This window comes from Curtobacterium sp. MR_MD2014 (assembly GCF_000772085.1).
In the GTDB taxonomy this organism is placed as follows: Bacteria; Actinomycetota; Actinomycetes; order Actinomycetales; family Microbacteriaceae; genus Curtobacterium.
The window spans coordinates 3285243-3310102 of the sequence record NZ_CP009755.1 but is presented as its reverse complement, the minus strand read 5'-3'; the positions used below and the strand labels follow the sequence as shown (position 1 = coordinate 3310102).

Here is a 24860-nt window from a genome sequence, read left to right as displayed (position 1 = left end):
GGTCCGCTCGGCGCGGTCGACACGGGTCCTCCCGAGCCTGAGCGTCCGAGCCGGGGCGGTCCTAGACTCGATCGGAGCCGAACCGACCACCGAGACCAGAGGAACTCCGATGACGATGCCGGACCGGCGCACGCCCGCACGACTCGCCGACACGCGGGCACTCCTGTTCGACCTGGACGGCGTGCTGACGCCCACCGCCGACGTGCACATGCGCGCGTGGAGCCGCCTGTTCACGTCGTTCCTGTCCGAGCACGGCGCTGCGCCGTACACGGAGCAGGACTACTTCGACCACATCGACGGCAAGCCCCGCTACGACGGGGTCCGTTCGTTGCTGGCGTCCCGGGGCATCGAGCTCCCGCAGGGCGCGCCGGACGACGCCCCCGGGAGCGACACCGTGTGCGCGCTCGGCAACCGCAAGAACGCCGAGTTCACGGCCGAGCTGACCGAGCACGGCGTCGAGCCGTACCCGGGGTCGCTCCGGTTCCTCGTCGCCGCGATCGCCGCCGGCATGCAGGTCGCCGTCGTGTCGAGCTCGGCGAACGCGACGCAGGTCCTGCGGACGGCGGGGATCCTCGACCACTTCCCGGTGGTCGTCGACGGCCTGGTCGCGCGTCAGGACGGCCTCGCCGGCAAGCCCGCGCCGGACACCTACCTCGACGCCGCCGGGCGCTTCGGGCTGGCCCCGGCCGAGTGCGTCGTCGTCGAGGACGCCACGAGCGGGGTCGAGGCCGGTCGGAACGGTGCCTTCGGGCTCGTCGTCGGCGTGGACCGCGGCGCCGGAGCCGACGCGCTGCGCGAGCACGGCGCGGACGTCGTCGTCCAGGACCTCGCCGAACTCGTCGACCAGCTCCCGGCCCCGCGCACCAGCTAACCTCCCGTCCCACCGGAACGGCCCCGACGGCGTGGCCAGACCGTCCGACCACCGCACGACTCCTCCCTCCCACGGAGCACACGCCATGAACCCCATCACCTCCGACCCCCTCGACCGCGTCCGCTACCCGGTCGACGAGTGGGCGCTCGTCGAGACCGAGTACGCCCCGGACGAGCAGGGCGTCGCGGAGACGAACTTCGCGGTCGGCAACGGCTACCTCGGCCTGCGCGGCAACCTCGACGAGGGCCGCGGCGGCGTGCAGTACGGCACGTACGTCAACGGCTTCCACGAGACCTGGCCGATCCGGCACGCCGAGGACGCCTTCGGCTTCGCCAAGACCGGGCAGACGATCATCAACGCGCCTGACGCCAAGGTCATCCGGTTGTACGTCGACGACGAGCCGCTGGTCCTGGCCGAGGCCGACATCCTGCGGCACACCCGTCGGCTCGAGTTCCGCGGCGGCTACCTGTACCGCGAGACGGAGTGGTCGACGCCGTCCGGCAAGCGGGTGCTCATCCGTGCCCGTCGACTCGTGTCGTTCACCGACCGGCACCTCGCCGTCATCGACTACGAGGTCACCGTGCTCGACGGGGACGCCTCGATCCTGCTGTCGAGCCAGATCCTCAACCGGCAGGACGTGCAGGACGAGTACCACGCGGGCATGCGGGCTGCGGCGAACGCCTTCGACCCCCGCAAGGCCGAGGCGTTCACCGAGCGGGTGCTCGAGCCGAAGCTCAAGCGCAGCACGGGCGGCCGTTCGCTGCTCGGCTACCAGGCGTCGAGCTCGGGCATGACGATCTGCGTCGGTGTCGAGCACCACCTGGAGACCGAGAACTCGTGGGACGAGGCGTCGTCGATCGAGGACGACCTCGCGAAGCACGTCTACCGCGTGCAGGCCCGCGCCGGGGTGCCGATCCGACTCGTGAAGCACATGGTCTACCACACGTCCCGCGGGGTGCCGGCGCGGGAGCTCGCCGACCGGTGCGAGCGGACGCTCGACCGTGCGCGCGCCGAGACGGTCGAGGAGACCTTCGCCAAGCAGCGCGCGTGGATGGACGACTACTGGACGCGCAGCGACGTCGAGATCCCGGGGCAGCCCGCGATCCAGCAGGCGGTCCGGTGGAACCTGTTCATGCTCGCGCAGGCCACCGCCCGCACCGACGGGCACGGCATCGCGGCGAAGGGCGTCACGGGCTCCGGGTACGGCGGTCACTACTTCTGGGACATGGAGATCTACGTCCTGCCGTTCCTGTCGTACACGGCGCCGATCGTCGCGCGGAACGCGCTGCGCTTCCGCTACAACATGCTCGACGCCGCCCGGTCGCGGGCGCGGGAGCTGAACCAGCGCGGAGCGCTCTTCCCGTGGCGGACGATCAACGGCGAGGAGTCGAGCGCGTACTACGCGGCCGGCACCGCGCAGTACCACATCGATGCGGACATCGCCCATGCGCTCATGCAGTACGTGCGGGCCTCGGGCGACACCGACTTCCTGAAGCGCGGGGCGATCGACATCCTGGTCGAGACCGCCCGCCTGTGGTCCGACCTGGGCTTCTGGCGGTCGAACGGCGACCGGAAGTTCCACATCGACGGGGTCACCGGGCCCGACGAGTACACGACGGTCGTCGACGACAACCTCTACACGAACGTGATGGCGCGGGCCAACCTGTGGTTCGCGGTGAACGCCTGCCGGCAGCTCGCGACCGACGACCCGGAGGAGTACGGCCGCATGGTCCGGCGCACCGGGCTCGTCGACGACGAGGTCACCGAGTGGGAGCACGCCGCCGAGTCGATGGAGATCCCGTTCGACCCGCACCGCGGCATCCACCCGCAGGACGCCCAGTTCCTCGACAAGGAGCTCTGGGACCTCGAGAACACGCCCGAGTCCAAGCGGCCGCTGCTGCTGCACTACCACCCGCTGGTGATCTACCGGTTCCAGGTGCTCAAGCAGGCCGACGTCGTGCTCGCGCTGTTCCTGCAGGGCCACGAGTTCACCGCGGCCGAGAAGCGTCGCGACTTCGACTACTACGACGCCCTGACGACCGGTGACTCGACGCTCTCCGCCGTGGTCCAGTCGATCATGGCGGCCGAGGTCGGGTACCACGACCTGGCGGCGCAGTACTTCCTGACGGCGCTCTACGTCGACCTCGCCGACCTGCACGGCAACACCGCGGACGGCGTGCACATCGCGTCGACGGGCGGCATCTGGGGTGCGCTCGTGAACGGCTTCGGCGGCATGCGCGACCACGGTGGCCGGATGACGTTCAACCCGCGCCTGCCGAAGGACTGGGAGCGCCTGACCTACCGCATCCAGGTGCACGGCTCGCGCGTCCGGGTCGACCTGGAAGAGGACGCGATGACCTTCACGGTGGAGACCGGCGAGGGCTTCACCGCGTGGGTGCACAACCAGCAGTGGGACGTCACCGCGGGGGCGCCGACGGTCGTGCCGCTCGCCCACCACGGGCCGCGGATGAGCGGGCACGCGCCCACCACGAGCGACATCCAGGGCACGCTCCGGGCGGACGGCTCCGTCATCACGGCGTCGATCCCGATGATCTCGCTGGACCGGAACCTCGACCTCGACGAGACCACCGCCTGATCGTCCGGCCGGGAGGCGCGGTGCGGGTCCGCCCCGCGCCGCGCCTCCCGTCGTCTCCGTACCCTCCACACCGGCACCGGTGCCGCCTCCGTCCCGCCTGCACACGCGCCCAGGCGGGTGCGGGCACCGTGGTCGTCCGTGCCCCCGGGCCGACGGCGTCTCCTGCGGCACGAGCAGTGCATCGAGAGGAGACACACATGGACAAGCGGTTCGAGGGCAAGGTCGCGATCGTCACGGGAGCGGGGTCGGGCATCGGCGAGGCCACCGCGCGGGCGTTCGTCGACGAGGGAGCTGCCGTGCTGCTCGTCGACAGTGTCGAGGACAAGGTCCGTGCCGTCGCCGACAGCCTGCCGACCGGTCGTGCGGTCGCGCTGCAGGCCGACGTGGCCGACCCGGCGGCGTGGGAGACGATCGTGTCCGGCGCGGTGGACCGGTGGGACCGCGTCGACGTGCTCGTGAACAACGCCGGCACCTTCACCTCCGGCGACATCACCGACATCGAGCCCGACGAGTGGCACCGGGTCATCGAGACCGATCTGTCGAGCGTGTTCTACGGCACGCGGGCGGCGCTGCCGTTCCTGCGGGAGACCAAGGGGTCGGTCGTGAACACGTCGTCGGTCTCCGGGATGGACGCCGACTGGCGGATGAGCCCGTACAACGCGGCGAAGGGCGGCGTCTCGAACTTCACGAAGGCCGCGGCGCTCGACAACGGGCAGTTCGGTGTCCGGGTGAACGCGGTCGCGCCGGGCCTCATCTGGACGGACATGACCCAGCAGCAGGCCGAGGACGAGGAGCTCCAGCACGCGTTCGCGGAGCGTGTCTCGCTCGGTCGCGGCGGGCGCTCGGAGGAGGTCGCTGCAGCGGTCCTGTTCCTGGCCAGCGACGCTGCGTCCTACATCACGGGAGCGATCCTGCCGGTCGACGGCGGGACGACCGCGAGCAACGGGCAGCCCGCGCAGTCCTGACCGTCCGACGCGCGGCTCAGAGCAGCTTGCGCAGGGTGTTCGTGTTGCGGGTCGTCGTCGTGCGCCGGAAGCGCGCGGCGGCGGCCCGCTTCGCGAACGCGGTGTCGGTGCTCGAGCCCTTCGGGCAGGACCAGTAGACGACACCGTCGCCCCGGGCCACCCGCTCGACACCGTCGTCGAGCGACAGGTCGGCGACCAGGCCGTCGAGGGCGGCGTCGTCGGAGCCGAAGACGACGTGGTCGTGCCGGTCGGGGGCGGAGTCGAACGGGAAGCCGTCGACGACCTCGGCGAGTCGCTCGTGCGGGACGAGGACGATCCGGGCGTCGTACCCGAAGCGGTCCCGCAGGGCCTGCTCGACGGCGGTCTGCACAGCCGACGCGTCGCCCGGTGCCGTGAACACGACGTTGCCCGAGGCGAGCACCGTCCGCACGTCGGTGTACCCGAGGCCCCCGAACAGCGCCGCGAGCTCGGCGTTCCGGATCGTGATCCCGTTGACGTTCACCCCGCGCAGCAGCGCGACCCACCTGGACATGCCGGAACCGTAGCCTGCCCGGCGGCGGTGGGGCGAGCCTCCCGGCCGATCCGCAACGACGATTGCGCAATAGCCATTGCGCAAGAAGTCTTGTGCACCTATGGTCGAGCCATGGACGTGCAGCGACTCGACGACGCGGCGCAGATGCGCGCGCTCGCCCACCCGACCCGGCTGCGGCTCGTCGGGCTGCTCCGGACCGGTGGCCCGCAGACCGCGGCGATGCTCGGCGAGCAGGTCGACGAGGCACCGGGGACGATCAGCTACCACTGCAAGCGCCTGGCCGACGCCGGCTTCATCGAACCCGCACCCGAGCTCGGCACCGACCGACGTGAGCGCTGGTGGCGGGCGGTCGCGCAGCACACGTCGTGGGACCTCGCGGACGGCTTCGACGACCCCGACCGGATGGTCGCCGGCACCGCGCTCGACCGGACCGTCGCGCAGGCGTACGCCGACGAGTACACGGCGTTCCTCGACCACGTCCCGGCCTTCGGGCGCGAGTGGGTCGCGGCGTCGAACAGCGGCGACCGGACCCTCCGGCTGACGATCGACGAGCTGCGTGCCCTCGGGTCGGAGCTGCAGGGCGTCCTCGACCGGTGGGAGGCGCGGAGCGCCGAGCACGAACCCGGCGACGGTGCCGAGCGGGTCACCGCGGTCGTCCAGAGCTACCGGTCGGCGCGCCCGTGAACGCACACTGGCGGCTGCGGTCGCTGCTCGCCGTCCAGGTGGTCTCGCGGACCGGGAACGTCGCGACGACGATCGCGGTGCCGTTCGTGGTGCTCTCCCGCGGCGGGTCGGCGACGGACGTCGGCATCGCGGCCTTCGCGGCGACGATCCCGATCGTGCTCGGCGGGGCCTTCGGCGGCGTGCTCGTCGAGCGCTTCGGGTTCGTCCGGTCGAGCGTGGCGTCCGACCTGGTCAGCGCCGCGACGCTCGTCGCGATCCCGCTCCTCGCGTGGACGGTCGGGCTGCCGGCCTGGGCGCTGCTCGTGCTCGTGTTCCTCGGCGGCCTGTTCGACACCCCGGGGGAGTCGGGCCGGCGGGTGCTCCTGCCGGGACTCGCGGCGGCGGCGGGGATCCCGCTCGAGCGTGCCGTGGGCCACTTCGAGGCGTCGGTGCGCTTCTCGGTGCTGCTCGGCGCCCCCGCGGCGGGACTGCTCGTGGGCGCCGTCGGGCCGTTGCCCGCACTGGCCGTGACCGCCGCCGTGTTCGGGGCGGCAGCGGTGCTCGCCGCCGTCACGCTGCGGGGTGTCGTCGTCGCTCCCGCGACCGACGCGGGCGCCGCCGAGCCGTCCGCCGGGTACTGGCGCGACCTCGGCGCCGGGCTGCGCTTCTGCGTGCGCGACCCGCTCTTCCGGCTCGTCATCACGCTCGTGCTCGTGACGAACCTGCTCGACGCGGCGCGCTCGACAGCGCTGCTCCCGGTCTACGCCGACCGAGTGCTCGACGGCGCGCAGTCGCTCGGGATCGTCAGCGGGACCTTCGGTGGTGCGGCGTTCCTCGGGTCCCTCGCGTTCGGGTACGTGGCGCACCGGGTGCCCCGGCGGATCACGTTCGTGGTGTGCTTCGTCCTGGCCGGCGGGCCGTCGCTCGCGGTGCCGGCACTCGGACTCGGGCTGCCGTGGGTGCTCGGCGCGTGCGTGCTGTCGGGCTTCGCGGCGGGCGCGCTCAACCCGATCCTGGGGGCCGTCGAGCTCGAGCGCATCCCGTCGCACATGCGGGCCCGGGTGTTCGGGCTCCTGTCGGCGGGGTCGTGGGCGGGCATCCCGCTCGGCGGACTCTTCGGGGGCATCGCTGCGGACGGCATCGGCGTGACCGCGACGTTCGGCGTCGTGGCGGTCGTCTACACGATCGTCACGCTGTCGCCGCTGCTCGGTGGGTCCTGGCGGCTCATGGAGCGCCCGACGGCGACGGCGCCCGCGGCCGTGCCGCCGACGGTCCCGGTCCCGTAGCCCGGTCGGCCGACCGGTCGGCCGGCCGGCCGGCCGGCCAGCCGGTCGGCAGCGCTCGCGGGGCGGCCGGCCGCGGCGCTCGCGGCGGCGCGGTCCGTCGTCACGCCGCACCACCGGAAGCACGTCGCACCACGGAGTTCCGTGGTGCGACGTGCTTGCGGTCGTGCGCGAGCGAGTCGAACCAGCGCACGACCGCACCAGCCGAACGCGACGAAGGAGCCCGTCCCGCACTTGCTCGGAGCGACCCGAGCGACGCTCCGGTAGACGAGGAGCATGACGGACGAGCGCAACGCAGACGGCCAGGCAGCAGACGGACAGGGACCGGACGATGCACACGTGGTGCCCGAGGGGGTGTCCGAGGCGACGGTCGAGGCGCTCGGCACGCTGTCGGCCGCACTCGAGGTGCTCGAGCACGCACGGGGCCTGCTCTACGGGTTCCACCGGCTCACCGGGACCGCGGACCTGAATCTCGGCGAGGCCGTCGAACAGCTCCGGAAGGCCGGCCACACCGAGCTCGCCGAGCGGATCGACACCGAGCTGGTCGGCCGCAACGTCATCGACGGGCGGTGGACGTTCCAGATCGTCGAGGACTACGACGACAACTACTACGCCCTCGCCAAGGAGCTCGAGCAGACCGCCCGCGACCAGCTCGTCGGCGGCAAGCGCCACCTGTACGAGGCGGGCATGAAGGAGGACCGGCGCACCCCGGGCCGACGCCGCCACGAGGCCAAGCCGGCCGACCTGCGGGACTGACCCAGCGCCTCCCGGCCGGAGGAGCCGGACGCACTCTCGCGGAACGCACCGTGGGCGGCCCCTCGCAGCGGGATGTCGCTGCGAAGAACCGCCCACGTTGCGTCTCGTGGAGAGCGCGGGAAGCGCGGGACGCGGAAGCGGGAGCGCGCTACCCGACGCCGAGCAGCGCCTCGAGCGGCCCGCGCGCGAAGTACAGCAGGAAGCCCGCCGCGACGACGTAGAGGAGCCAGGAGACCTCGCGGCCGCGGCCGGACAGCAGCTTGATGAGCACCCAGCTGATGAAGCCGGCGCCGATGCCGTTCGCGATCGAGTAGGTCAGCGGCATCACGACGATCGTCATGAACGCCGGCAGCGCAGCCCCGAAGTCACTCCACTCGATGTCCTTCACCTGCGCGACCATGAGCGCACCGACGACGACGAGTCCGGCGGCCGCGACCTCGAGCGGGACGACCTGGGTCAGGGGCGTGAGGAACATCGACGCCAGGAACAGCAGGCCCGTCACGACCGAGGCCATGCCCGTGCGGGCTCCCTCGCCGATGCCCGACGCCGAGTCGATGAACACCGTGTTCGACGACACCGAGGCGCCACCACCGGCGATGGCGCCGGCACCCTCGACGACGAGCGCCGACCTCAGGCGCGGGAAGGTGCCGTCGGGCTTCGCGACACCGGCGGCCTTCGCGAGCCCGGTCATCGTGCCCATCGCGTCGAAGAAGTTCGTGAAGACGAGGGTGAAGACGAGCATCGACGCGGCGACCGGGCCGATGCGGGTGAACGCTCCGAAGACGTCGGCGTGCCCGACGAGCGACAGGTCCGGCAGCGCGAAGAGGGCGTTCGGCAGGCCGGGGGCGTTGAGGTTCCAGCCGGTGGGGGAGTCGACCGAGGTGGGGACCTTGAAGATCGCCTGCAGGACGATGGCGATCACGGTGGTGCCGATGATGCCGATGAGCAGCGCGCCCTTCACCCGGCGGGCCATGAGCGTGCCGATGATGACCAGGCCGATCAGGAACACGATCGTGGGCAGGGCCGCGACGGAGCCGTCCTCACCGAGCTGCAGCGGCGGCGAGGCGTTCTTCGTGGTGCGGACGAACCCCGAGTCGACGAGTCCGATGAACGCGATGAACAGACCGATGCCGACGGTGATCGCGGCCTTGAGCTGCGCGGGCACGGCCGTGAAGATCATCGTCCGGATGCCGGTCAACGCGAGGATGACGATCACCACACCGTTGATGACGACGAGGCCCATCGCCTCGGCCCAGGTCACCTGGTGCACGACGCTCACGGCGAGGAACGAGTTGATCCCGAGGCCCGCGGCGATCCCGAACGGCAGGTTCGCGACGAGGCCCATCGCGATCGTCATCACACCGGCGACGAGGCCGGTCGCGGCAGCGACCTGCGCGTTCTGCAGCCAGCCGCCGAGGACGTCCTGCGGCGCCTGGTCCTGGCTGAACCCGCCGAGGATCAGCGGGTTGAGGATGACGATGTAGGCCATCGTCACGAAGGAGACGAGACCACCACGGATCTCACGGGGGATGCTCGACCCGCGGTGCGTGATCGAGAAGAAGCGGTCGAGGCCGGATGCGAAGCGGTTCCGGGGCGGGGTGTCGGTCTGCTGGGCGCTCACCGAACGAGTTTACAGAACGCTGGGAGTCCGAGCGGCTCGTGTGTCGCTGCAGGGCACCGGCCTGGAGGCGCGGGTCACCGACCCGGGGGACGGTGCGTCCGACAGGCGGCCGCGTTCTGCGGCCATCCGACGGTGTTGGATGAGAGCGTGAACGAACGTCTGGACCGCGCGCGGGTCGAAGCCGCCGTGCGTGAGCTCCTCCTCGCCGTCGGCGACGACCCTGACCGCCCCGAGCTCGAACGGACCCCGGCACGCGTCGCCGACTCGTACGCCGAGTTCTTCGCCGGCATGGGGGTCGACGCCACCGCGATCGCACGCTCCGGCGCCGTGCACTCCGAGGACGGGGAGCGCGGGCAGCTCGTGGTCGTCCGCGACGTGCGGTTCCGTTCGATGTGCGAGCACCACCTGCTGCCGTTCATCGGCGTCGCCCACCTGGCGTACGCGCCGGGCGAGCAGCTCATCGGCCTCGGGACCCTGTCGCGCGTGCTCGACGCCGTGGCCTCCCGGCCGCAGCTGCAGGAGCGTCTCGGCGAGCAGGTCGCGTCGGCGGTGGCCCAGGGGCTCGACGCCGACGGCGTGCTCGTCGTGCTCGACGCGACGCACCAGTGCGTCACCGCCCGCGGCGAACGGCAGTCGGGCTCGTCGACGGTGACCGTCGCCGCGACCGGCAGCCTGGCCGAGGCGTCGGGGCGGGCCGAGGCGATCGCGCTCATCGGGACGGGCGCCGGGACCGACCACGGGGCGGACGCATGACGAGCGAGCAGCCGACCACGGGCCTCCAGGCCGTGACACCCGCACCCGGCTGGGTCGTGCCGGCCCTGCGCGACCCGGTCCGCACCATCGGGCGCCGCACCTTCGACTTCGACCACCGCATCGCTGTGATGGCGATCGTGAACCGCACGCCGGACTCGTTCCACGACAAGGGTGCGACCTTCGCACTCGACCGGGCCGTCGAGGCCGCCGTCCGCGCGGCCGACCAGGGCGCCGACTGGGTCGACATCGGCGGGGTCAAGTTCGCGCCGGGGCCCGAGCTGTCCGCCGACGACGAGATCGACCGGGTGCTGCCCGTCGTGTCCCAGCTCGCCGAGCAGTCCGACGTCGTGATCTCGGTCGACACCTTCCGGCCCGAGGTCGCTGCGGCGACGATCGCCGCGGGGGCCAGCGTCGTCAACGACACCACGGGGTTGTCCGACCCGCGGATGGCGTCCGTGGTCGCCGACTCCGACGCGACCGTCGTGATCACGCACTCGACCGCCCCGCCGCGCCAGCAGCTGCCGACGCCGCCGACGTACGCCGACGTGACCGCCTCGGTCGTGGACTTCCTGCGCGAGCGGGTCGACCGTGCGCTCGCGGCGGGGATCCCCGAGTCGCGGATCATCGTCGACCCCGGGCACGACCTCAACAAGAACACCGTGCACACGCTCGAGCTGACCCGACGGCTGCCCGAGGTCGTCGCGCTCGGGTTCCCGGTGCTCGCAGCGGTGTCGAACAAGGACTTCGTGGGGGAGTCCCTCGGGCGTCCCCGTGGTGCTCGCCTGTCGGGGTCGCTCGCCGCGGCGACCGTCAGCGCGATGCTCGGTGCCCGGATCGTCCGCATGCACGATGTCGTCGAGAGCGTCGACGCGATGCGCATGGTCGAGGCGGTCCTCGGTTGGCGCGAACCCGTGGAAGCGAGGCACAACACGTGAACAGCCCCTCCCTGCCGGCGTCGATCGCCGACCTGTCCGACGACGAGCTGCTCGACCGGTACACCGCGGACGTCCCCGACGGCCCCTGGCTGCGGGTGAACTTCGTCGCGACGCTCGACGGTTCGGCGTCCGCGTCGGGTCGCACGGCGTCCCTCGGCGGGGACGACGACCTGCGCGTGTTCGACCTGCTCCGCCGGGTCGCCGACGTCGTGCTCGTGGCCGCCGGCACCGTGCGCGACGAGGAGTACGGCCCGATGGTGCTGCGCGACGAGGACGTCGCCTGGCGCCGCGCGAACGGGATGCCCGACCACCCGGTCTTCGCGATCGTCACGAACTCCGCGTCGGTGGACGCGGGCTCGCGGGTGTTCACCGAGGCTCCGGTGCGGCCGATCGTGCTGACGTCCGGGTCCGGTGCCGCGTCGTCGTCCGGGCAGGCCCTGGCGTCCGTCGCGGACGTCGTGGACTGCGGCTCGGATGCTGTCGACGTGGGTGCCGTGCGGGACGCCCTGGCCGTTCGGGGCCTCGACCGGATCCACTGCGAGGGCGGTCCGTCGTTCCTCGGGGCGCTCGTCGCCGCCGACGCGGTCGACGAACTGACGCTGACGATCGACCCGACGCTCGAGGGCGGCGAGGGTCCGCGCATCGCGACCGGGTCCTCGCCGGAGCTGCGCCGGATGCGGCCCGCGCACGTGCTGCTCGGCGACGGCGGTGTGCTGCTGACCCGGTGGGTGCGCGACCGTGACGAACGGTGACGGGCTCCGGTACTGAAACCTGACATGCCAGTAGGCTCCTGGCATGGTCTCGATCTTCTTCCCCACGCCCCTGACCGCCCGGCCACTCGTCGCGACGGGAGCCGTCGTCGTTGCCCTCGTCAGCGGTCTCGTGACTGCGCCCGACCCAGCGGCCGCTGCCCCGAGGTCCTCGACGACCTCGACCGAGCGGGGCATCCGCGACCTCGTCGAGCAGGCGCAGTCGTGGGAAGCACTCACCGACAGCGAGACCACGGCGGCGGTGGCGGTCTGGTCCGGTTCGGGACGGACGTCCTCGAGCGGGCTCCCCCTCGACCTCGCACGAGCGCAGGCTTTCGTGACGGTCGACGGGACGGTCCTCCGGCTGCCCTTCGCTGAGGGTGCCGACGTGTTGCCCGAGTCCAGCGTCACGGCCGTCCTCGACGGCGGGCACATCAGGACCTGGAGCGAGCTGGTCCTGACGCCGAAGACGGCTGACTCGGGTCGCCTGCAGACCTGGATCAACGGGATCGCCGGTCTCGATCGTGACGTCGCAGCCGGACCGGCGGCGCGCTCGACCTGGTGGAGCCGGTTCTCGTCGTGCCTGAACAGTGCCGGGGTCGCAGCATGGGCCATCACGGCCCTCACCATCGCGTGTTCTGCAGCATGCCTGGTCACAGCGGGTGTCGGCTGCATCGCCTGCATCACTGCTGCCGGCGCGGCGACCAGTGGGACGATCTCCTTCTGCGCGGGGAAGGCGAGCCGAGGGTGAGTCGCCGATCGACCCGGCGCGGCTCGATCGTCGCTGCCGTGCTCTGTGGTTGCGCTGCGGTCGTCATGGTGAGCGGCCACATGGTCCCCGCGCTCCGAGAGGTCCCAGCGGTGGTGTGGATCACGACCCTGGCGCTGATCGTCGCTGCGGGTGCTGTGATCGTTCGAGACCGGCGGCCGGGCGACCGGTAGCGGCTAGGGTCGGACGCGTGATCGACGTCGTGGTGTCCGGGGTGCTGTTCGACATGGACGGGACGCTCGTCGACTCGACCGCCGTGGTCGAGGAGGCGTGGAGCCGCTTCGGTGCGGAGCACGGCATCGACCCCACCGACATCCTCGGCTTCTCGCACGGGCGGCAGACGATCGACACCGTGCAGCGCTTCCTGCCGCACCTGGCCCCGGACGAGCAGCGGGCGATCGTCGCGACGATGATCGCCGCCGAGATCGGGTACACCGAGGGCATCGTCGAGGTGCCGGGAGCGGCCGCGTTCGTGCAGCGTCTGCTCGACACCGGTGTGCCGGTCGCCCTCGTCACGAGCGCGCCGCGGGAGCTCGCGGTGGAGCGGATGCGGGCCGCGGGGGTCCCGGTGCCCGAGGCACTCGTGCCCTCGGAGGACGCCGAGCGGAGCAAGCCGCACCCCGAGGGCTACCTGCGTGGTGCCGCGCTGCTCGGGGTGCCGCCGGAGCGGTGCCTGGCGTTCGAGGACGCCCCCGCCGGGGTCGAGGCCGCCGTCGCCTCCGGAGCCACGACCGTCGTCGTCGGGACGCTCGAGGCACCGGTCACCGCAGGGCTGCCGCGCATCACGGGGTACGACGGCATCGAGGTCGTCCGCGAGGGGTCCGCTTTCCGCATCCGGGGCTGAACGTCGGCTCCGGACTGCGAACGTCCCCAGGCCGTCCGGACGACCGTGGACATCGCGCCGGGAGACCCCCGGCAGCGGAAGGAGCGACCATGGCAGCCCTCGACGGCAAGAAGATCCTCGTCATCGCGACGAACTACGGCGTGGAGCAGGACGAGATCGTCGTCCCCACCGACCAGCTCCGCGAGCGCGGTGCCGACGTCACGGTGGCGGCGCAGGAGTCCGGCTCGATCGAGACCCTCGTCGGCGACAAGGACCCGGGCAAGTCGGTCTCCGTCGACACCACCATCGGCAGTGTCAGCGGCGCAGGCGACTACGACGCACTCGTCGTCCCCGGTGGCACCATCAACGCGGACACCATCCGCCAGGACTCGGACGCGGTCGCACTCGTGAAGGCCTTCGCCGAGGCGGGCAAGCCCGTCGCCGCGATCTGCCACGGCCCGTGGACCCTCATCGAGGCCGGTGTGCTGCAGGGCAGGACCATCACCTCGTTCCCCTCGCTGCAGACCGACGTGCGCAACGCCGGCGCCGAGTGGGTCGACCAGGAGGTCCAGGTCGACGGCGGCCTGATCACGTCGCGCAACCCCGACGACCTGCCGGCGTTCGTCGACGCGATCGAGCAGGCGCTCACCGCCTGACCCGCTCGCACCACGCACCGTGGGCGGCACCTCGCAGGGCTACGGCGCTGCGAGGTGACGCCCACGGTGCGTTCCCCGGAACGGCCGGAACGGGCGGGAGCGCCGGGCACACCCGTCCGTCAGAGCGCGACGGGGCGCGCCGTGCGGAGCACCGCGGGCCCGAGGGTGAGCACGCCGTCGGACCCCGGGTCGCAGCGCACCCCGCCCAGCCCGCGCATCGCCCGGAACGCGCCGGGAGCCACCTCGTGGTCCATCCAGGCGCACGGGTTCGCCGGCCGGTACCCGCGGAAGGACACCGGACCGCCGGACCCCGGGCTCTCGAGCGAGAACGGCGAACCCCGGAGTGCCTCGACGTCGGCACCCCGCAGGTACACGTTGCGCCGGGTCGCCGCGGGGTCGACGGGGGCACCCACCGCCTCGGCCACGGCGTCGAGCCCCTCGAGACCGATCACCGTGACGGTGGCGTGCACGTGCGCCCGTGCGGCGAAGTAGCGGTCACCGACGATGCCGAGTCCCGCCCGGAGCTCGATCCGGTCGCGGAGCTCCGGGCCCGCGGCCGGCAGCGCCCCGTCCGCCGGGCGCCCCTCGTAGCGGTGGTGCGGGGAGACGAGCAGCATCGCGACCTCGACGTCGGTGCGGAAGGGCAGGTCGCCGGGGCCGGCCACGTCGTCGACGGAGGTCACGGCGCCCACGGTAGTCGTGCCTCCCGGCCGGCACCGCTGTCCCGCTGTCGTGGTGAGACGCCGGCGTGCGCGCGAGACGCCGCGAAGGTTGTGAGACGCCGCCGGATCCCGCGGCGTCTCGGAGCGAACGGTGCGTCTCGACGCGACGCCGCCGTCTCGACACAGCCGCCGACCGCCGGTACACACCGCTGCCCCGCTGCCGTGTCCGATTCCCGCCAGAACCTGTCGGGGGCCCGTGCCAGGCTGACCGCGTGACGAACCCCGCAACCCGCACGGAGCCGCAGCCCGACGCGCAACCCGACGAGCTGCACGCCGAGCGCCACCGCGCCGTCGCCTCCCGCGACGCCCGGTTCGACGGCCAGTTCGTCACCGCCGTGCACTCCACCGGCATCTACTGCCGCCCGAGCTGCCCCGCCCGGACCCCGCGCGCCGAGGGCGTCACGTTCTACCGCACGAGTGCCGCCGCCCACCTCGCCGGCTTCCGCGCGTGCAAGCGCTGCCTGCCCGAGGCGACGCCGGGCAGCCCGGAGTGGGACCTCCGTGAGGACGTCGCCGGCCGTGCCGTCCGACTCGTCCTCGACGGCGTCGTCGAGCGCGAGGGGGTACCCGGCCTGGCCGCCCGCGTCGGGTACTCCGAGCGGCAGCTGGGCCGGATCATGACCGAGGAGCTCGGGGCCGGACCGAAGGCCCTCAGCCGGGCGCACCGTGCACAGACCGCGCGGACGCTCCTGACCTCGTCGGACCTGCCGGTGGCCGACGTCGCGTTCGCCTCCGGCTTCACGAGCGTCCGGCAGTTCAACGACACCGTGCGCGAGGTCTTCGCCCTCACCCCCTCCGAGCTCCGCGCGCGCCGGACCGACCGGCCGGCGTCGGCCGACGACGGCTGGCTGCACGTCCACCTCCCCGCTCGCGCGCCCTTCGACCTGCAGGGCCTGCTCGACTGGCACGCGCTGCACGCGCTGCCGGGGCTGGAGCACGTCGAGCGGGACGCCTCGGGCCGCGTCACGGCCTACGGTCGCCTCGTCGCCCTGCCGGGAGGCCCGGCCCGCTTCACCGCCTCGGCCCCCGCCACCGACGGGGTCGGCAGGGGCGCGGGGCGCGTCGGGGTCGCCCTGCGCGTCCGGCTCACGACGCTCTCCGACCTGCCGACCCTCGTGGCGCGGGTGCGGGCCCTGTTCGACCTCGACGCCGACCCCGAGGCGGTCGACGCCGTCCTCGCCACGGACCCCGTCCTCGCCCCGGCGGTCGCCCGGGTCCCCGGCATCCGCCTCCCCGGCGCCGTCGACGCACACGAGGTCGTGTTCCGCACCCTGATCGGGCAGCAGGTCTCCGTGGCCGCCGCCCGCACCGCACAGACCCGGCTCGTCGCAGCCCTCGGGGAGTCGGTCGACCCGGGGCTGGCCGAGGACGGGCTGCTGTTCCCGACCGCGACGACGATCGCGACCCGCGGGCACGAGGTCCTGCGGGGACCCGCGGCACGGGTGGTCACGATCCTGCGCGTCGCGGCGGCGCTCGCCGACGGGTCGCTCGTCGTCGACGCGGGACAGTCCCTCGCGGAGCTGCGCGCCGGGCTCCTGGCGGTGAAGGGCATCGGGCCGTGGACGGCGGACTACGTGGCCCTGCGGGTCCGGCACCACCCGGACGTGTTCCTGCACAGCGACCTCGCCGTGCGGAACGGTGCACAGGAACTCGGACTGCCCGGTGGCGCCCGCGAGCTCTCCCTACGGTCGGAGCAGGTGGCGCCGTGGCGGAGCTACCTGACGATGCACTGCTGGCGTCCGATCGTCGACCGCGCGAGCGCGGCGGCGGAGGCGGCAGCGGCGACGGACCACCAGGAGGAGACACCATGACCGAGCCCACGACGACCATCCAGACGCTCGACACCCCCGACGGCCCCTTCACGGTGCTCGAGGACGACGAGGGGTACGTGCTCGCGTCGGGGTGGACCGACGACTCCGCACGGTTGCTCGCGCGGCTGGCCGATCGGCACCGCCCACGACGGCTGATCGACGGCCGGGTGCACGCGGCCGAGGCGGTCGAGGCCTTCTACGCCGGCGAGGTCGAGGCGGCGATGCGGGTCCCGGTCCGGCAGCACGGCACCGACCTGTTCGCCGAGGGCTGGCGGCAGCTCCGCGCGATCCCGGCCGGCACCGTCCTGACGTACACCGAGCTCGCGGCGGCCATGGGGCGACCGGACGCCGTCCGCGCGGCTGCGAGCGTCTGCGCGCGGAACGCCCCGGCGCTCTTCGTGCCGTGTCACCGGGTGCTGCGGTCCGACGGGACGCTCGGCGGCTTCGCGTGGGGGCTCGACGTCAAGCGCTCCCTGCTCGAGCGCGAGTCGGTCGGCGTGACCGCGCTCGCCTGAGCCGCTCCGTGCGCGGGAACCGAGCGGCGACCGAGCGGGAACCGAGCGGCGACCGAGCAGGTTCGACCGAGCAGATTGCACAGGGAACGTGGAGCGCTCCCCCTGGTTGCGGGTGGTGACGCTCACGGTCCGGACTGTCATGCTCTGGGTACCGACCCGCACGGTCCCTCCGCAGGACCCGACGCAGCGCCGTCGCGCACCTCGGAAGGACCCATGCCCCCCGACCAGCACGCCCCGCCCGGACAGCAGCCGGGGGACCCCGCGCACGTCGACCGCACGGTCGTGTCCGCGGACGGCACACCGCTCGCGGTCGCCGAGAGCGGCTCCGGGCCCGCCCTGGTGCTGGTCGGCGGCGCCTGGGACCACTACGGCAGCCCGGCGGTCGACCGGATGGTCGCGGCCCTCAGCGACCGCTACCGTGTCGTCACCTACGACCGGCGGGGTCGGGGTGCGAGCGGGGACACCGCGCCGTGGTCGGTCGAGCGCGAGGTCGAGGACCTGGCGGCGGTCGCGGCGTCCGTCGACGGCCCGGCCGACGCGGTGGGGTGGTGCGTCGGTGCAGGGGTGGTGCTGCGTGGCCTCGCCGCCGGCGTGCCGTTCGGGCGCGCGGTGCTCTGGGAGCCGCCGTACCGCGCCACGGTCGACCCGCAGGGCGACGACGTGCTGTTCGCGGACTTCCTCGACGGGCACGTCGCGGCCGGACGCCGGGCGCAGGCGGTGCGGGCCTTCCTGTCCCGCGTGCTCGGCATCCCGATCCCGCACATCACCGCGGCGCGCCTGAAGCCCGGACTGTGGCGGTCGCTCCTGGCCGACGCACACGTGCTCTCCCGGGACGTCCGGGTGCTCAACGGCCTCTCCGTCCCCGAGCGGGTGGCGGCGTCGGTCGGCGTCCCGGTGCTCGTGGCCTCGGGCGTCGGCGGCGCCGAGTGGATGCGGCAGGCCTCGGTCGCGCTGGCCGAGGCGGTGCCCGGCTCGCGGCACCTCGTCGTCCCCGGTCAGGGGCACGTGCCGGAGCCGAAGGTGCTGCGGCACCTGGTCGACCGGTTCGTCGGGCTGCCCGCGCCCGAGTGACGTGCGCGCCCGGAGCCGCTGCGGTCGGTCGTCACCGGCCGACGCGGGAGGGTGGGCATCGCGGGTGCGAGAGGATGGAGGCGTGACTGCTCCCCGCCTCGGCCTGCTGCTCGACGTCGACGGACCCATCGCCAGCCCGGTGACCCGGACGATCGCGATCCCCTCGATCGTGGCGGACCTCGTCGCGCTCGCCGCCGAGGGCGTCCCGATCGTCTTCAACACCGGCCGCAGCGACGCGTTCATCCGCGAGCAGGTCGTCGGTCCGCTGATCGCCGGAGGGCTCGCGGAGGGCGGCCGGGTGCACGCGGTGTGCGAGAAGGGTGCCGTCTGGTGCTCGATCGGCCCGCAGTACGAGGGCGGGATGAGCGACCTGGTGATCGCCGAGGACCTCGCGCTCCCGCGGGACTTCGCCGACGAGATGCGCGACCTCGTCCGTGACGAGTACGCCGACCTGGTGTTCTTCGACGAGACGAAGCACGCGATGGTCTCGATCGAGCAGCGCGTCGAGGTGCCGAACGCCGCGTACCTCGCCCGCCAGGCCGAGTTCGACGCGAAGGCGATGGCGGCGCTGGAGCGGCGCGGGCTCGGTGTCCGCCGGCTCGACGACGTCCGACCGGACGCCGACGGCGCGGTGCAGTGGCGCGTCGACCCGACGATCATCTCCACCGACGTCGAGTCCGACCGGTCCGGCAAGGACATGGGTGCCGAGCGAGCCCTCGAGCTGCTCGCGCAGGACGGGGAGCTGCCGGTGACCTGGCGGACCGTCGGCGACTCTCGTAGCGACTACGCCATGGCGGACTGGTTGCACGCCAACGGGCACGACGTCGCGCACGTGGACGTCCGGCCGGCGGACGGGGTGCCGGCGACGCCGTACCCGGTGCTCACCGCGGACGACGGCGTGATCCACGACGAGGCGGGCGCGCGCTTCCTGGCCGACTGGCGCCGCGGCGCCTGAGCCGCCCCGCGCTCGGGCGGGCCTCCCGCGCCCGACCCGCGCCGAGCCTCCAGGCCGATGCCGCGCCGCCGGCGTCTGCCCGGGTGCCGAGACGCCGGCGTCTGCACCAGACGCCCTGAGTGCCTCGAGACGGTCCCGGATCCGGCGGTGTCTCGACGCGTCGACGGCGTCTCGCCGGGACGCCGTCGTCTCGCACCCCACGCCGTCTCGCCCGGACGCCAGCGCCGCCCTCGCCCGGACGCCAGCGCCGCGCACCGTCCGGACGGCTGGTGCTGCTGGCCCCGTGTCCCGGGGCGACACCGTTTGCGAGCCGGGGTGGTACACCAGTACCCTCACGGGGTCCATCGCCAGCCGTTCGACGGGAACCTCCATGGCATCACCGCTCCGCATCAAGTCGATCGAGGCCTCCCTCGCCGACTCCGAGGAGGAGGGTCGCTCGCTCAAGCGGTCCCTCAAGACGTTCGACATCGCCGCGATGGGCATCGCGGTCGCCGTCGGCGCCGGCATCTTCTCGGTCGGCGCGAACGCCGCCGCGAACTTCGCCGGCCCGAGCGTCATCATCTCGTTCCTGCTCGCAGCCGTCACGTGCGGCCTGGCGATCATGTGCTACGCCGAGTTCGCCTCGACCATCCCGGTCGCCGGCTCCGCGTACACGTTCACGTACGCCACGATGGGCGAGCTGCTCGCGTGGATCGTCGGGTGGGACCTCATCCTCGAGACCCTGACCGCGAGCGCCGTCATCGCGAAGTACTGGGGCATCTACCTGAGCACCGCGTTCGGGGTCTTCGGCATCGACCTCCCCGACACGATCCAGCTCGGCCCGATCGGCTTCACGTGGGGCCCGGTCCTCATCGTCGGCGTCTTCACGCTGCTGCTCGCGTTCGGCACCCGCCTGTCGTCCCGCGTCTCCGCCGTCATCACGATCATCAAGGTCGCGATCGTCGTCTTCGTCATCGTCGCCGGGGCGTTCTTCGTCAAGGCCGCGAACTTCACCCCGTTCGTCCCGCCGGCCGAGGCGTCCAAGGGCGCCGAGGGCGGTGTGCTGACGCAGTCGCTCGTGTCCTTCGTGACCGGTCAGGCCCCGGCGCAGTACGGCGTGTTCGGCCTGCTCGCCGCGGCCTCGCTCGTGTTCTTCGCCTTCATCGGTTTCGACGTCGTGGCGACGAGCGCCGAGGAGACCGAGAACCCGCAGAAGACCCTGCCCCGAGGCATCTTCATCGGCCTCGGCATCGTCACGCTGCTCTACATCGGCGTCAGCATCGTCATCACCGGCATGGTCTCCTACCAGCGGCTCGCCGACGAGGAAGCGCCGTCCCTCGCCTCGGCCTTCGACATCGTCGGACTGCCGTGGGCGGCCGGCATCATCGCGATCGGCTCGCTCATCGGCCTGACCACCGTGGTGATGGTCCTGCTGCTCGGCCTGTCCCGCATCGTCTTCTCGATGAGCCGCGACGGACTGCTGCCCCGCTGGTTCTCGAAGACGAACCCGAAGACGCAGACCCCGGTGCGGGTGCAGGTCGTCGCCGGTGTCGTCGTCGCGTTCATCGCCGGGTTCACCGCCGTCGAGCGCCTCGAGGGCATGATCAACATCGGCACGCTCTCGGCGTTCGTGCTCGTGTCGATCGGCATCGTGGTGCTGCGCAAGACCCGCCCGGACGCACCGCGGGCCTTCCGAGTGCCGTGGGTGCCGGTCCTGCCGATCCTCTCCGCGGTGCTGTGCTTCTGGCTCATGCTCAACCTCGAGGTCGAGACCTGGCTGCGCTTCATCGCCTGGCTGGCGATCGGGTTCGCGATCTACTTCGGCTACAGCCGACGCAACAGCCGGGTGGGCAAGGGCCTGCAGTAGCGGGCGGCGGCCTCGCCGGCGGCTTCGCCGCGCGCACAACGGGAAGCACCTCGCGCCACGGATCGCCGTGGCGCGAGGTGCTTCTGGTTGTGCCGGAGCAGCCCGCGCCACCGCCCGCCGCCCGCCGCCCGCCGCCCGGCACCCGCGCCACCGCCCGCCGTGCCGGGTGCCGGGTGCCGCACGCCCCGCGCCGCGGCGGCTACGCCCCGACGGCGAGCGCGACGCCGAACGACAGCATCACGACGGCGACGAGCCCGTCGAAGACCCGCCACGTGAGCGGCTTCGCGAACAGCGGTCGGAGCAGTCGTCCCCCGAACCCGAGTGCGCCGAACCAGAGGCAGCTCGCGGCGACCGCGCCGACGGTCCACCACCAGCGGTCGTCGACGCCCTGCTGGTTCGCCACCGAGCCGAGGAACACGAGGGTGTCGAGGTACACGTGCGGGTTCGCCCAGGTGAACACGAGCATCGTCGCGACCGCCGCACCGAGGGTCGGTACGGCGCGTGCTGCGGAGGCGGTCCGCGTCGCGACCGCGGGTGTCGTGGTCCGGCCGGGAGGCTCCTCTGCGCTCCGCCCCGCTGCCCCGCCCCCGCCGTCGGGAACGACGGTGTCGTCGGCCGGTCCGGGGTCACCATCCGCCTGCGCGACCGCCGTGGGCGCGACCGTCGTCGGCACCACCACGCCGTCGTCTGCCGCCTCCTGCTCGACGGCCATGGCCTCCCCGGTGGGACGGAACGCCCTGCGGGCCGCGAGCACCCCGTACACCACGAGGAACGCCGCGCCCACGAACCGCACCACCACGAGCGCGACGGGGAACCGCTCGACGACGACCCCGACACCGAGCACCCCGGCGACGATGAGCACGGCGTCGGACACCGCACAGACGGCGACCGCGGCGGCGACGACCCGCGCCGGGGCGCTGACCGCGAGCCGGAGCAGGTACGCGTTCTGCACCCCGATCGCGACGATCAGGGCGAGGCCGGTGCCGAGGCCGGCGAACAGGGGGAGGAGGACGGTCACGGTCTCGACGGTAGGAGCGACCCTCGGTTCAGTCCAGCTCACGTTCCTGTACCGCCGTAAGCTCTGCTGCATGCTCCGTCTGCAGCGGGACCACCTCGAGACGCTCCTCGCCGCCGTCGACCACGGCACGCTCGACGCTGCGGCCCGCGCCCTCGCGATCACCCCGTCCGCGGTGTCGCAGCGCATCAAGGCGATGGAGCAGCAGCTCGGCCGGGTGCTGCTCCAGCGGACGACGCCGGTCGCGCCCACCGCCGACGGTGCGGTCGTGCTCCGGCACGCACGGCAGGCCCGGCTCCTCGAGGACGAGACCGCCCGGGCGCTCGGCGCGGTCGGGGATGCGGACGCGCCCGTCGTGCCGTCGATCCCGCTCGCCGTGAACGCGGACACGCTCGGCACGTGGTTCCTCGACGCCCTCGCGCTCGTCCGAGCCGACACCGAGGTCGTGTTCGACCTGCACCGCGAGGACCAGGACCGCACCGCCGAGCTCCTCCGTGCGGGCACCGTGATGGCCGCGGTCACCGCCGAGGCCGACCCGGTGCAGGGCTGCTCGTCGGTGGCACTCGGGGTCGACCGCTACCGGGCCGTCGCCGCGCCTGCCTTCGTCGACCGGTACCTCGCCGGTGCGGTGTCCGAGCGGCAGATGACCGCACGGCTCGACGCGGTCCCGCTCGTCGACTACGACCGCGACGACGACCTGCAGCAGGGGTACCTCCGCCGGGTCCTCGGGCACGCCCCTCGCGGGCCGCGGCACTTCGTCCCGACGTCGGCAGACTTCGCGCGCGCGGTGTCGCTCGGCTTCGGGTGGGGGATGCTGCCGGAGGCCCAGTGCCTCGACGGCCTGCGCAGCGGAGCACTCGTCGAGCTCACGCCGGGGCGTCGGGCGGACGTGGCGCTCTGGTGGCAGCGGTGGAACCTGGCGTCACCGCTGCTCGAACGGGTGACCGAGGCCGTGCGGGCGACCGCGCACGAGCGACTGCACCAGCCCGGCTGACCGCGGACGCTCTCCGCCCCGCCCAGCGGGTTGCGGACCCCGCCGGCGGTGCCGGATCAGACGCTCGCCCGCCAGCGCAGCCCGTCGACGAGCAGTCCGACCAGCTGCTGGCTCTGCTCGGTCGTCGGCGCCCCGTGGCAGAGGTCGGCGACCGCGCGGAGCAGCTGCGTGGCGTCGATGTCGTTGCGGATGGTCCCCGCTGCCGAGGCCGCGTCGAGCAGTCCGGTCAGCGCCCCGCCGAGTCGACCGATGAACCAGGGGTGCAGTCCCTCGAACGCCGGGTCACCGGACTGGAGCACCGCAGCGAGCCCGCGCTTCGTCGCGACGAACCCGGTGAACCGCTGGAGCCAGAGCGCGAGGGCGTCGTCCGGCTCGTGGTGCTCGGCGAGGTCCGCGGCGGCGTCGGCGCACTCCTCGACGGCCTGCTGGAACACCGCGACCACCAGGTCGGAGCGCTGCGGGAAGTGGCGGTACAGCGTGCCGACACCGACGCCGGCGAGGTCGGCGATCACCCTGGCGGGAGCGTCGACGCCCTGGTCGGCGAACACCTGACGGGCAGCGTCGACGAGGGCGTCGAGATTGCGGCGGGCATCGGCGCGCACGGTTCCTCCGAACGGGGTCGCGGTGAGGGCTTGCGGAAACGGAACAGCTTTCCGTATCGTTGCGGAAGAGCGTTCCGCTTCGAGTCAGCCTACGACGACCGGCCTCGGGACGCCACCGACAGGAGGCACCACCATGCAGTACCGCACCCTCGGCCGCACCGGCATCCAGGTCAGCCCCTTCGCGCTCGGCGCCATGATGCTCGGCACCGACGGTCGCATCGGCAACGGCGACGAGCAGGACTCCATCCGCATCGTGCACCGCGCGCTCGACGCCGGCATCAACATCATCGACACCGCCGACCGCTACTCGCAGGGCGGGTCCGAGGTGCTCGTCGGCAAGGCGATCAAGGGCCGGCGCGACGACGTCGTCCTCGCCACGAAGTTCAACGGTCCGATGGGGGACGACCCGAACCGGCGCGGCAACTCCCGCCGCTGGATCACCACGGCGGTCGAGGACTCGCTCCGACGCCTGCAGACCGACCACATCGACCTCTACCAGGCACACCGTCCCGACGACACCGTGGACCTCGAGGAGACCCTGTCCGCACTCACCGACCTCGTCCGGAGCGGCAAGGTGCGTGCGATCGGCTCGTCGGACTTCCCCGCATCGATGCAGGTCGAGGCGCAGTGGACCTCCGAGCGTCGCGGTCTCGAGCGCTTCCGGTCCGAGCAGCCGACCTACTCGATCCTCAGCCGGGGCATCGAGCGCGAGGTCCTGCCGGTCGCCCAGCGCTACGGCATGGGAGCGCTGGTGTGGAGTCCGCTCGCCGGCGGCATGCTGACCGGGCGCTTCCGTCGGGGACAGCAGAACGACCTGTCGCGGACGGGCATGTTCCGCCACGACCAGGACGACCGGCGGATCGACGCCGTGGAGCAGGTCGTCGCCCTCGCCGAGGAGACCGGCATCCCCACCACCCACCTCGCCCTCGCGTTCGCGATCGCCCACCCCGGCGTGACGAGCGCGCTGATCGGGCCGCGGTCGGTGGAACAACTCGACGACCTGCTGGCGGCGGCGGACGTCGCACTCTCCGACGAGGTGCTCGACCGCATCGACGCGATCGTCCCGCCGGGCACCGACGTCACGCGGCTCGACCAGCAGTACCAGCCGCCCGCGCTCCTGCGACCCGAGCTCCGCCGTCGTCCGGCCGCCGAGCGCTCCGCCGCCTGACGCCCCCTCGCCCTCCGCAGGACGCAACCCCGGCGGTTGCTCGCGGCGCTGTACCGCTGCGAGCAGCCGCCCTCGTTGCGTCTCGCGAAAGAGCGAGAGAGCGAGAGAGCGAGAGAGCAGGGGAGCGGGGGAGCAGGGGAGTGTCGGCGCCCCCACCCGATCCCGCAACGCGGTGATGCGGGAAACCGC

Annotated in this window: 24 protein-coding genes; 19 read left to right on the top strand and 5 right to left on the bottom strand. The window is 72.9% G+C overall.

The genetic code is table 11. The features are described 5' to 3' along the window. Nucleotides 1-109 precede the first annotated feature (109 nt). The 3 genes from NI26_RS15345 (at nucleotide 110) to NI26_RS15335 (ending at nucleotide 4432) form a co-directional block, all read left to right on the top strand. Entirely contained in the window at nucleotides 110-871 is a 762-nt protein-coding gene (locus NI26_RS15345; protein WP_081985144.1) for an HAD family hydrolase, read from the top strand. Between the two features lie 85 nt (nucleotides 872-956). Next, nucleotides 957-3467, top strand: a complete 2511-nt coding sequence (locus NI26_RS15340) for a glycoside hydrolase family 65 protein (protein ID WP_066657193.1) — start codon at nucleotides 957-959, stop codon at nucleotides 3465-3467. A 197-nt stretch (nucleotides 3468-3664) separates the two neighbouring features. Further along, a complete protein-coding gene (locus tag NI26_RS15335; RefSeq protein WP_066657191.1) occupies nucleotides 3665-4432 on the top strand; it encodes an SDR family NAD(P)-dependent oxidoreductase in 768 nt (255 codons plus the stop codon). A gap of 16 nt (nucleotides 4433-4448) precedes the next feature. On the opposite strand, the gene NI26_RS15330 is transcribed toward NI26_RS15335, so the two are convergent. Then, nucleotides 4449-4964 (bottom strand): DUF1697 domain-containing protein, encoded by a 516-nt coding sequence (locus NI26_RS15330; protein WP_066657188.1) that lies wholly within the window; start codon nucleotides 4962-4964, stop codon nucleotides 4449-4451. A 111-nt stretch (nucleotides 4965-5075) separates the two neighbouring features. On the opposite strand from NI26_RS15330, the gene NI26_RS15325 reads away from it, so the two are divergent. From NI26_RS15325 to NI26_RS15310, 3 genes are all read left to right on the top strand, one after another. Beyond that, on the top strand, nucleotides 5076-5648 hold the full coding sequence (locus tag NI26_RS15325) for an ArsR/SmtB family transcription factor (protein ID WP_066657186.1): 573 nt from the start codon (nucleotides 5076-5078) through the stop codon (nucleotides 5646-5648). After that, a complete protein-coding gene (locus NI26_RS15320; RefSeq protein WP_066657184.1) occupies nucleotides 5645-6913 on the top strand; it encodes an MFS transporter in 1269 nt (422 codons plus the stop codon). Before NI26_RS15325 ends, NI26_RS15320 begins: the two co-directional genes overlap by 4 nt. Nucleotides 6914-7186: 273 nt before the next feature. Beyond that, on the top strand, nucleotides 7187-7666 hold the full coding sequence (locus NI26_RS15310; RefSeq protein ID WP_066657180.1) for a hypothetical protein: 480 nt from the start codon (nucleotides 7187-7189) through the stop codon (nucleotides 7664-7666). 148 nt (nucleotides 7667-7814) lie between these two features. Here the strand turns inward: NI26_RS15310 and NI26_RS15305 are convergent, their stop codons facing one another. Next, the gene (locus NI26_RS15305) at nucleotides 7815-9287 is read right to left on the bottom strand and encodes an NCS2 family permease (protein WP_066657178.1); all 1473 of its coding nucleotides are present in this window, start codon (nucleotides 9285-9287) and stop codon (nucleotides 7815-7817) included. Between the two features lie 147 nt (nucleotides 9288-9434). On the opposite strand from NI26_RS15305, the gene folE reads away from it, so the two are divergent. The 6 genes from folE (at nucleotide 9435) to NI26_RS15275 (ending at nucleotide 13972) form a co-directional block, all read left to right on the top strand. Then, the gene (folE, locus tag NI26_RS15300) at nucleotides 9435-10040 is read left to right on the top strand and encodes a GTP cyclohydrolase I (protein WP_235426399.1); all 606 of its coding nucleotides are present in this window, start codon (nucleotides 9435-9437) and stop codon (nucleotides 10038-10040) included. Beyond that, nucleotides 10037-10975: a dihydropteroate synthase gene (folP, locus tag NI26_RS15295; RefSeq protein ID WP_066657176.1), complete on the top strand. Its 939-nt coding sequence runs from the start codon at nucleotides 10037-10039 to the stop codon at nucleotides 10973-10975. The genes folE and folP overlap by 4 nt, the downstream gene beginning before the upstream one ends. Beyond that, the gene (locus NI26_RS15290) at nucleotides 10972-11727 is read left to right on the top strand and encodes a pyrimidine reductase family protein (RefSeq protein ID WP_158407776.1); all 756 of its coding nucleotides are present in this window, start codon (nucleotides 10972-10974) and stop codon (nucleotides 11725-11727) included. The genes folP and NI26_RS15290 overlap by 4 nt, the downstream gene beginning before the upstream one ends. A gap of 43 nt (nucleotides 11728-11770) precedes the next feature. Next, nucleotides 11771-12475: a hypothetical protein gene (locus tag NI26_RS15285; RefSeq protein WP_066657173.1), complete on the top strand. Its 705-nt coding sequence runs from the start codon at nucleotides 11771-11773 to the stop codon at nucleotides 12473-12475. A gap of 208 nt (nucleotides 12476-12683) precedes the next feature. Continuing rightward, nucleotides 12684-13337: an HAD-IA family hydrolase gene (locus NI26_RS15280; RefSeq protein WP_066657171.1), complete on the top strand. Its 654-nt coding sequence runs from the start codon at nucleotides 12684-12686 to the stop codon at nucleotides 13335-13337. An 89-nt stretch (nucleotides 13338-13426) separates the two neighbouring features. Further along, entirely contained in the window at nucleotides 13427-13972 is a 546-nt protein-coding gene (locus tag NI26_RS15275) for a type 1 glutamine amidotransferase domain-containing protein (protein ID WP_066657169.1), read from the top strand. A 119-nt stretch (nucleotides 13973-14091) separates the two neighbouring features. Here NI26_RS15275 and NI26_RS17020 read toward each other — a convergent pair whose 3' ends face one another. Further along, the gene (locus NI26_RS17020; RefSeq protein WP_066658800.1) at nucleotides 14092-14589 is read right to left on the bottom strand and encodes a molybdenum cofactor biosysynthesis protein; all 498 of its coding nucleotides are present in this window, start codon (nucleotides 14587-14589) and stop codon (nucleotides 14092-14094) included. A gap of 371 nt (nucleotides 14590-14960) precedes the next feature. Here NI26_RS17020 and NI26_RS15265 point away from each other — a divergent pair, with 371 nt between their 5' ends. From NI26_RS15265 to NI26_RS15245, 5 genes are all read left to right on the top strand, one after another. Beyond that, on the top strand, nucleotides 14961-16505 hold the full coding sequence (locus tag NI26_RS15265) for a DNA-3-methyladenine glycosylase 2 family protein (RefSeq protein WP_066658797.1): 1545 nt from the start codon (nucleotides 14961-14963) through the stop codon (nucleotides 16503-16505). Beyond that, a complete protein-coding gene (locus tag NI26_RS15260; RefSeq protein ID WP_066657167.1) occupies nucleotides 16502-17020 on the top strand; it encodes a methylated-DNA--[protein]-cysteine S-methyltransferase in 519 nt (172 codons plus the stop codon). The genes NI26_RS15265 and NI26_RS15260 overlap by 4 nt, the downstream gene beginning before the upstream one ends. A 213-nt stretch (nucleotides 17021-17233) precedes the next feature. Then, on the top strand, nucleotides 17234-18091 hold the full coding sequence (locus tag NI26_RS15255) for an alpha/beta fold hydrolase (RefSeq protein WP_066657158.1): 858 nt from the start codon (nucleotides 17234-17236) through the stop codon (nucleotides 18089-18091). Nucleotides 18092-18173: 82 nt separating this feature from the next. Beyond that, nucleotides 18174-19046: a hypothetical protein gene (locus tag NI26_RS15250; RefSeq protein WP_081985143.1), complete on the top strand. Its 873-nt coding sequence runs from the start codon at nucleotides 18174-18176 to the stop codon at nucleotides 19044-19046. 370 nt (nucleotides 19047-19416) lie between these two features. After that, nucleotides 19417-20892 carry an APC family permease gene (locus tag NI26_RS15245; protein WP_066657154.1) on the top strand — a complete coding sequence of 492 codons (1476 nt, stop codon included), beginning with the start codon at nucleotides 19417-19419 and terminating at the stop codon, nucleotides 20890-20892. Between the two features lie 199 nt (nucleotides 20893-21091). Here NI26_RS15245 and NI26_RS15240 read toward each other — a convergent pair whose 3' ends face one another. Beyond that, entirely contained in the window at nucleotides 21092-21910 is an 819-nt protein-coding gene (locus NI26_RS15240) for a LysE/ArgO family amino acid transporter (RefSeq protein WP_066657151.1), read from the bottom strand. A 70-nt stretch (nucleotides 21911-21980) separates the two neighbouring features. Between NI26_RS15240 and NI26_RS15235 the strand changes: the two genes are divergently transcribed. Then, a complete protein-coding gene (locus NI26_RS15235) occupies nucleotides 21981-22901 on the top strand; it encodes a LysR family transcriptional regulator ArgP (RefSeq protein ID WP_066657148.1) in 921 nt (306 codons plus the stop codon). 56 nt (nucleotides 22902-22957) lie between these two features. On the opposite strand, the gene NI26_RS15230 is transcribed toward NI26_RS15235, so the two are convergent. Then, complete coding sequence (locus tag NI26_RS15230; protein WP_066657145.1) at nucleotides 22958-23503, bottom strand: TetR/AcrR family transcriptional regulator; 546 nt, start codon at nucleotides 23501-23503, stop codon at nucleotides 22958-22960. Nucleotides 23504-23636: 133 nt separating this feature from the next. Here NI26_RS15230 and NI26_RS15225 point away from each other — a divergent pair, with 133 nt between their 5' ends. After that, nucleotides 23637-24671, top strand: coding sequence for an aldo/keto reductase (locus NI26_RS15225; protein ID WP_066657142.1), 1035 nt, complete (start codon nucleotides 23637-23639; stop codon nucleotides 24669-24671). Nucleotides 24672-24860: the final 189 nt, after the last annotated feature.

Bases quoted from the DNA above. Each gene is read 5' to 3' on its own strand.
- NI26_RS15255 (WP_066657158.1), top strand. From the start codon at position 17,234: ATGCCCCCCGACCAGCACGCCCCGCCCGGACAGCAGCCGGGGGACCCC.
- NI26_RS15345 (WP_081985144.1), top strand. From the start codon at position 110: ATGACGATGCCGGACCGGCGCACGCCCGCACGACTCGCCGACACGCGG.
- NI26_RS15330 (WP_066657188.1), bottom strand. From the start codon at position 4,964: ATGTCCAGGTGGGTCGCGCTGCTGCGCGGGGTGAACGTCAACGGGATC.
- NI26_RS15340 (WP_066657193.1), top strand. From the start codon at position 957: ATGAACCCCATCACCTCCGACCCCCTCGACCGCGTCCGCTACCCGGTC.
- NI26_RS17020 (WP_066658800.1), bottom strand. From the start codon at position 14,589: ATGCTGCTCGTCTCCCCGCACCACCGCTACGAGGGGCGCCCGGCGGAC.
- NI26_RS15245 (WP_066657154.1), top strand. From the start codon at position 19,417: ATGGCATCACCGCTCCGCATCAAGTCGATCGAGGCCTCCCTCGCCGAC.
- NI26_RS15285 (WP_066657173.1), top strand. From the start codon at position 11,771: ATGGTCTCGATCTTCTTCCCCACGCCCCTGACCGCCCGGCCACTCGTC.
- folP (WP_066657176.1), top strand. From the start codon at position 10,037: ATGACGAGCGAGCAGCCGACCACGGGCCTCCAGGCCGTGACACCCGCA.
- NI26_RS15325 (WP_066657186.1), top strand. From the start codon at position 5,076: ATGGACGTGCAGCGACTCGACGACGCGGCGCAGATGCGCGCGCTCGCC.
- NI26_RS15275 (WP_066657169.1), top strand. From the start codon at position 13,427: ATGGCAGCCCTCGACGGCAAGAAGATCCTCGTCATCGCGACGAACTAC.
- NI26_RS15335 (WP_066657191.1), top strand. From the start codon at position 3,665: ATGGACAAGCGGTTCGAGGGCAAGGTCGCGATCGTCACGGGAGCGGGG.
- NI26_RS15235 (WP_066657148.1), top strand. From the start codon at position 21,981: ATGCTCCGTCTGCAGCGGGACCACCTCGAGACGCTCCTCGCCGCCGTC.
- NI26_RS15310 (WP_066657180.1), top strand. From the start codon at position 7,187: ATGACGGACGAGCGCAACGCAGACGGCCAGGCAGCAGACGGACAGGGA.
- NI26_RS15260 (WP_066657167.1), top strand. From the start codon at position 16,502: ATGACCGAGCCCACGACGACCATCCAGACGCTCGACACCCCCGACGGC.
- NI26_RS15225 (WP_066657142.1), top strand. From the start codon at position 23,637: ATGCAGTACCGCACCCTCGGCCGCACCGGCATCCAGGTCAGCCCCTTC.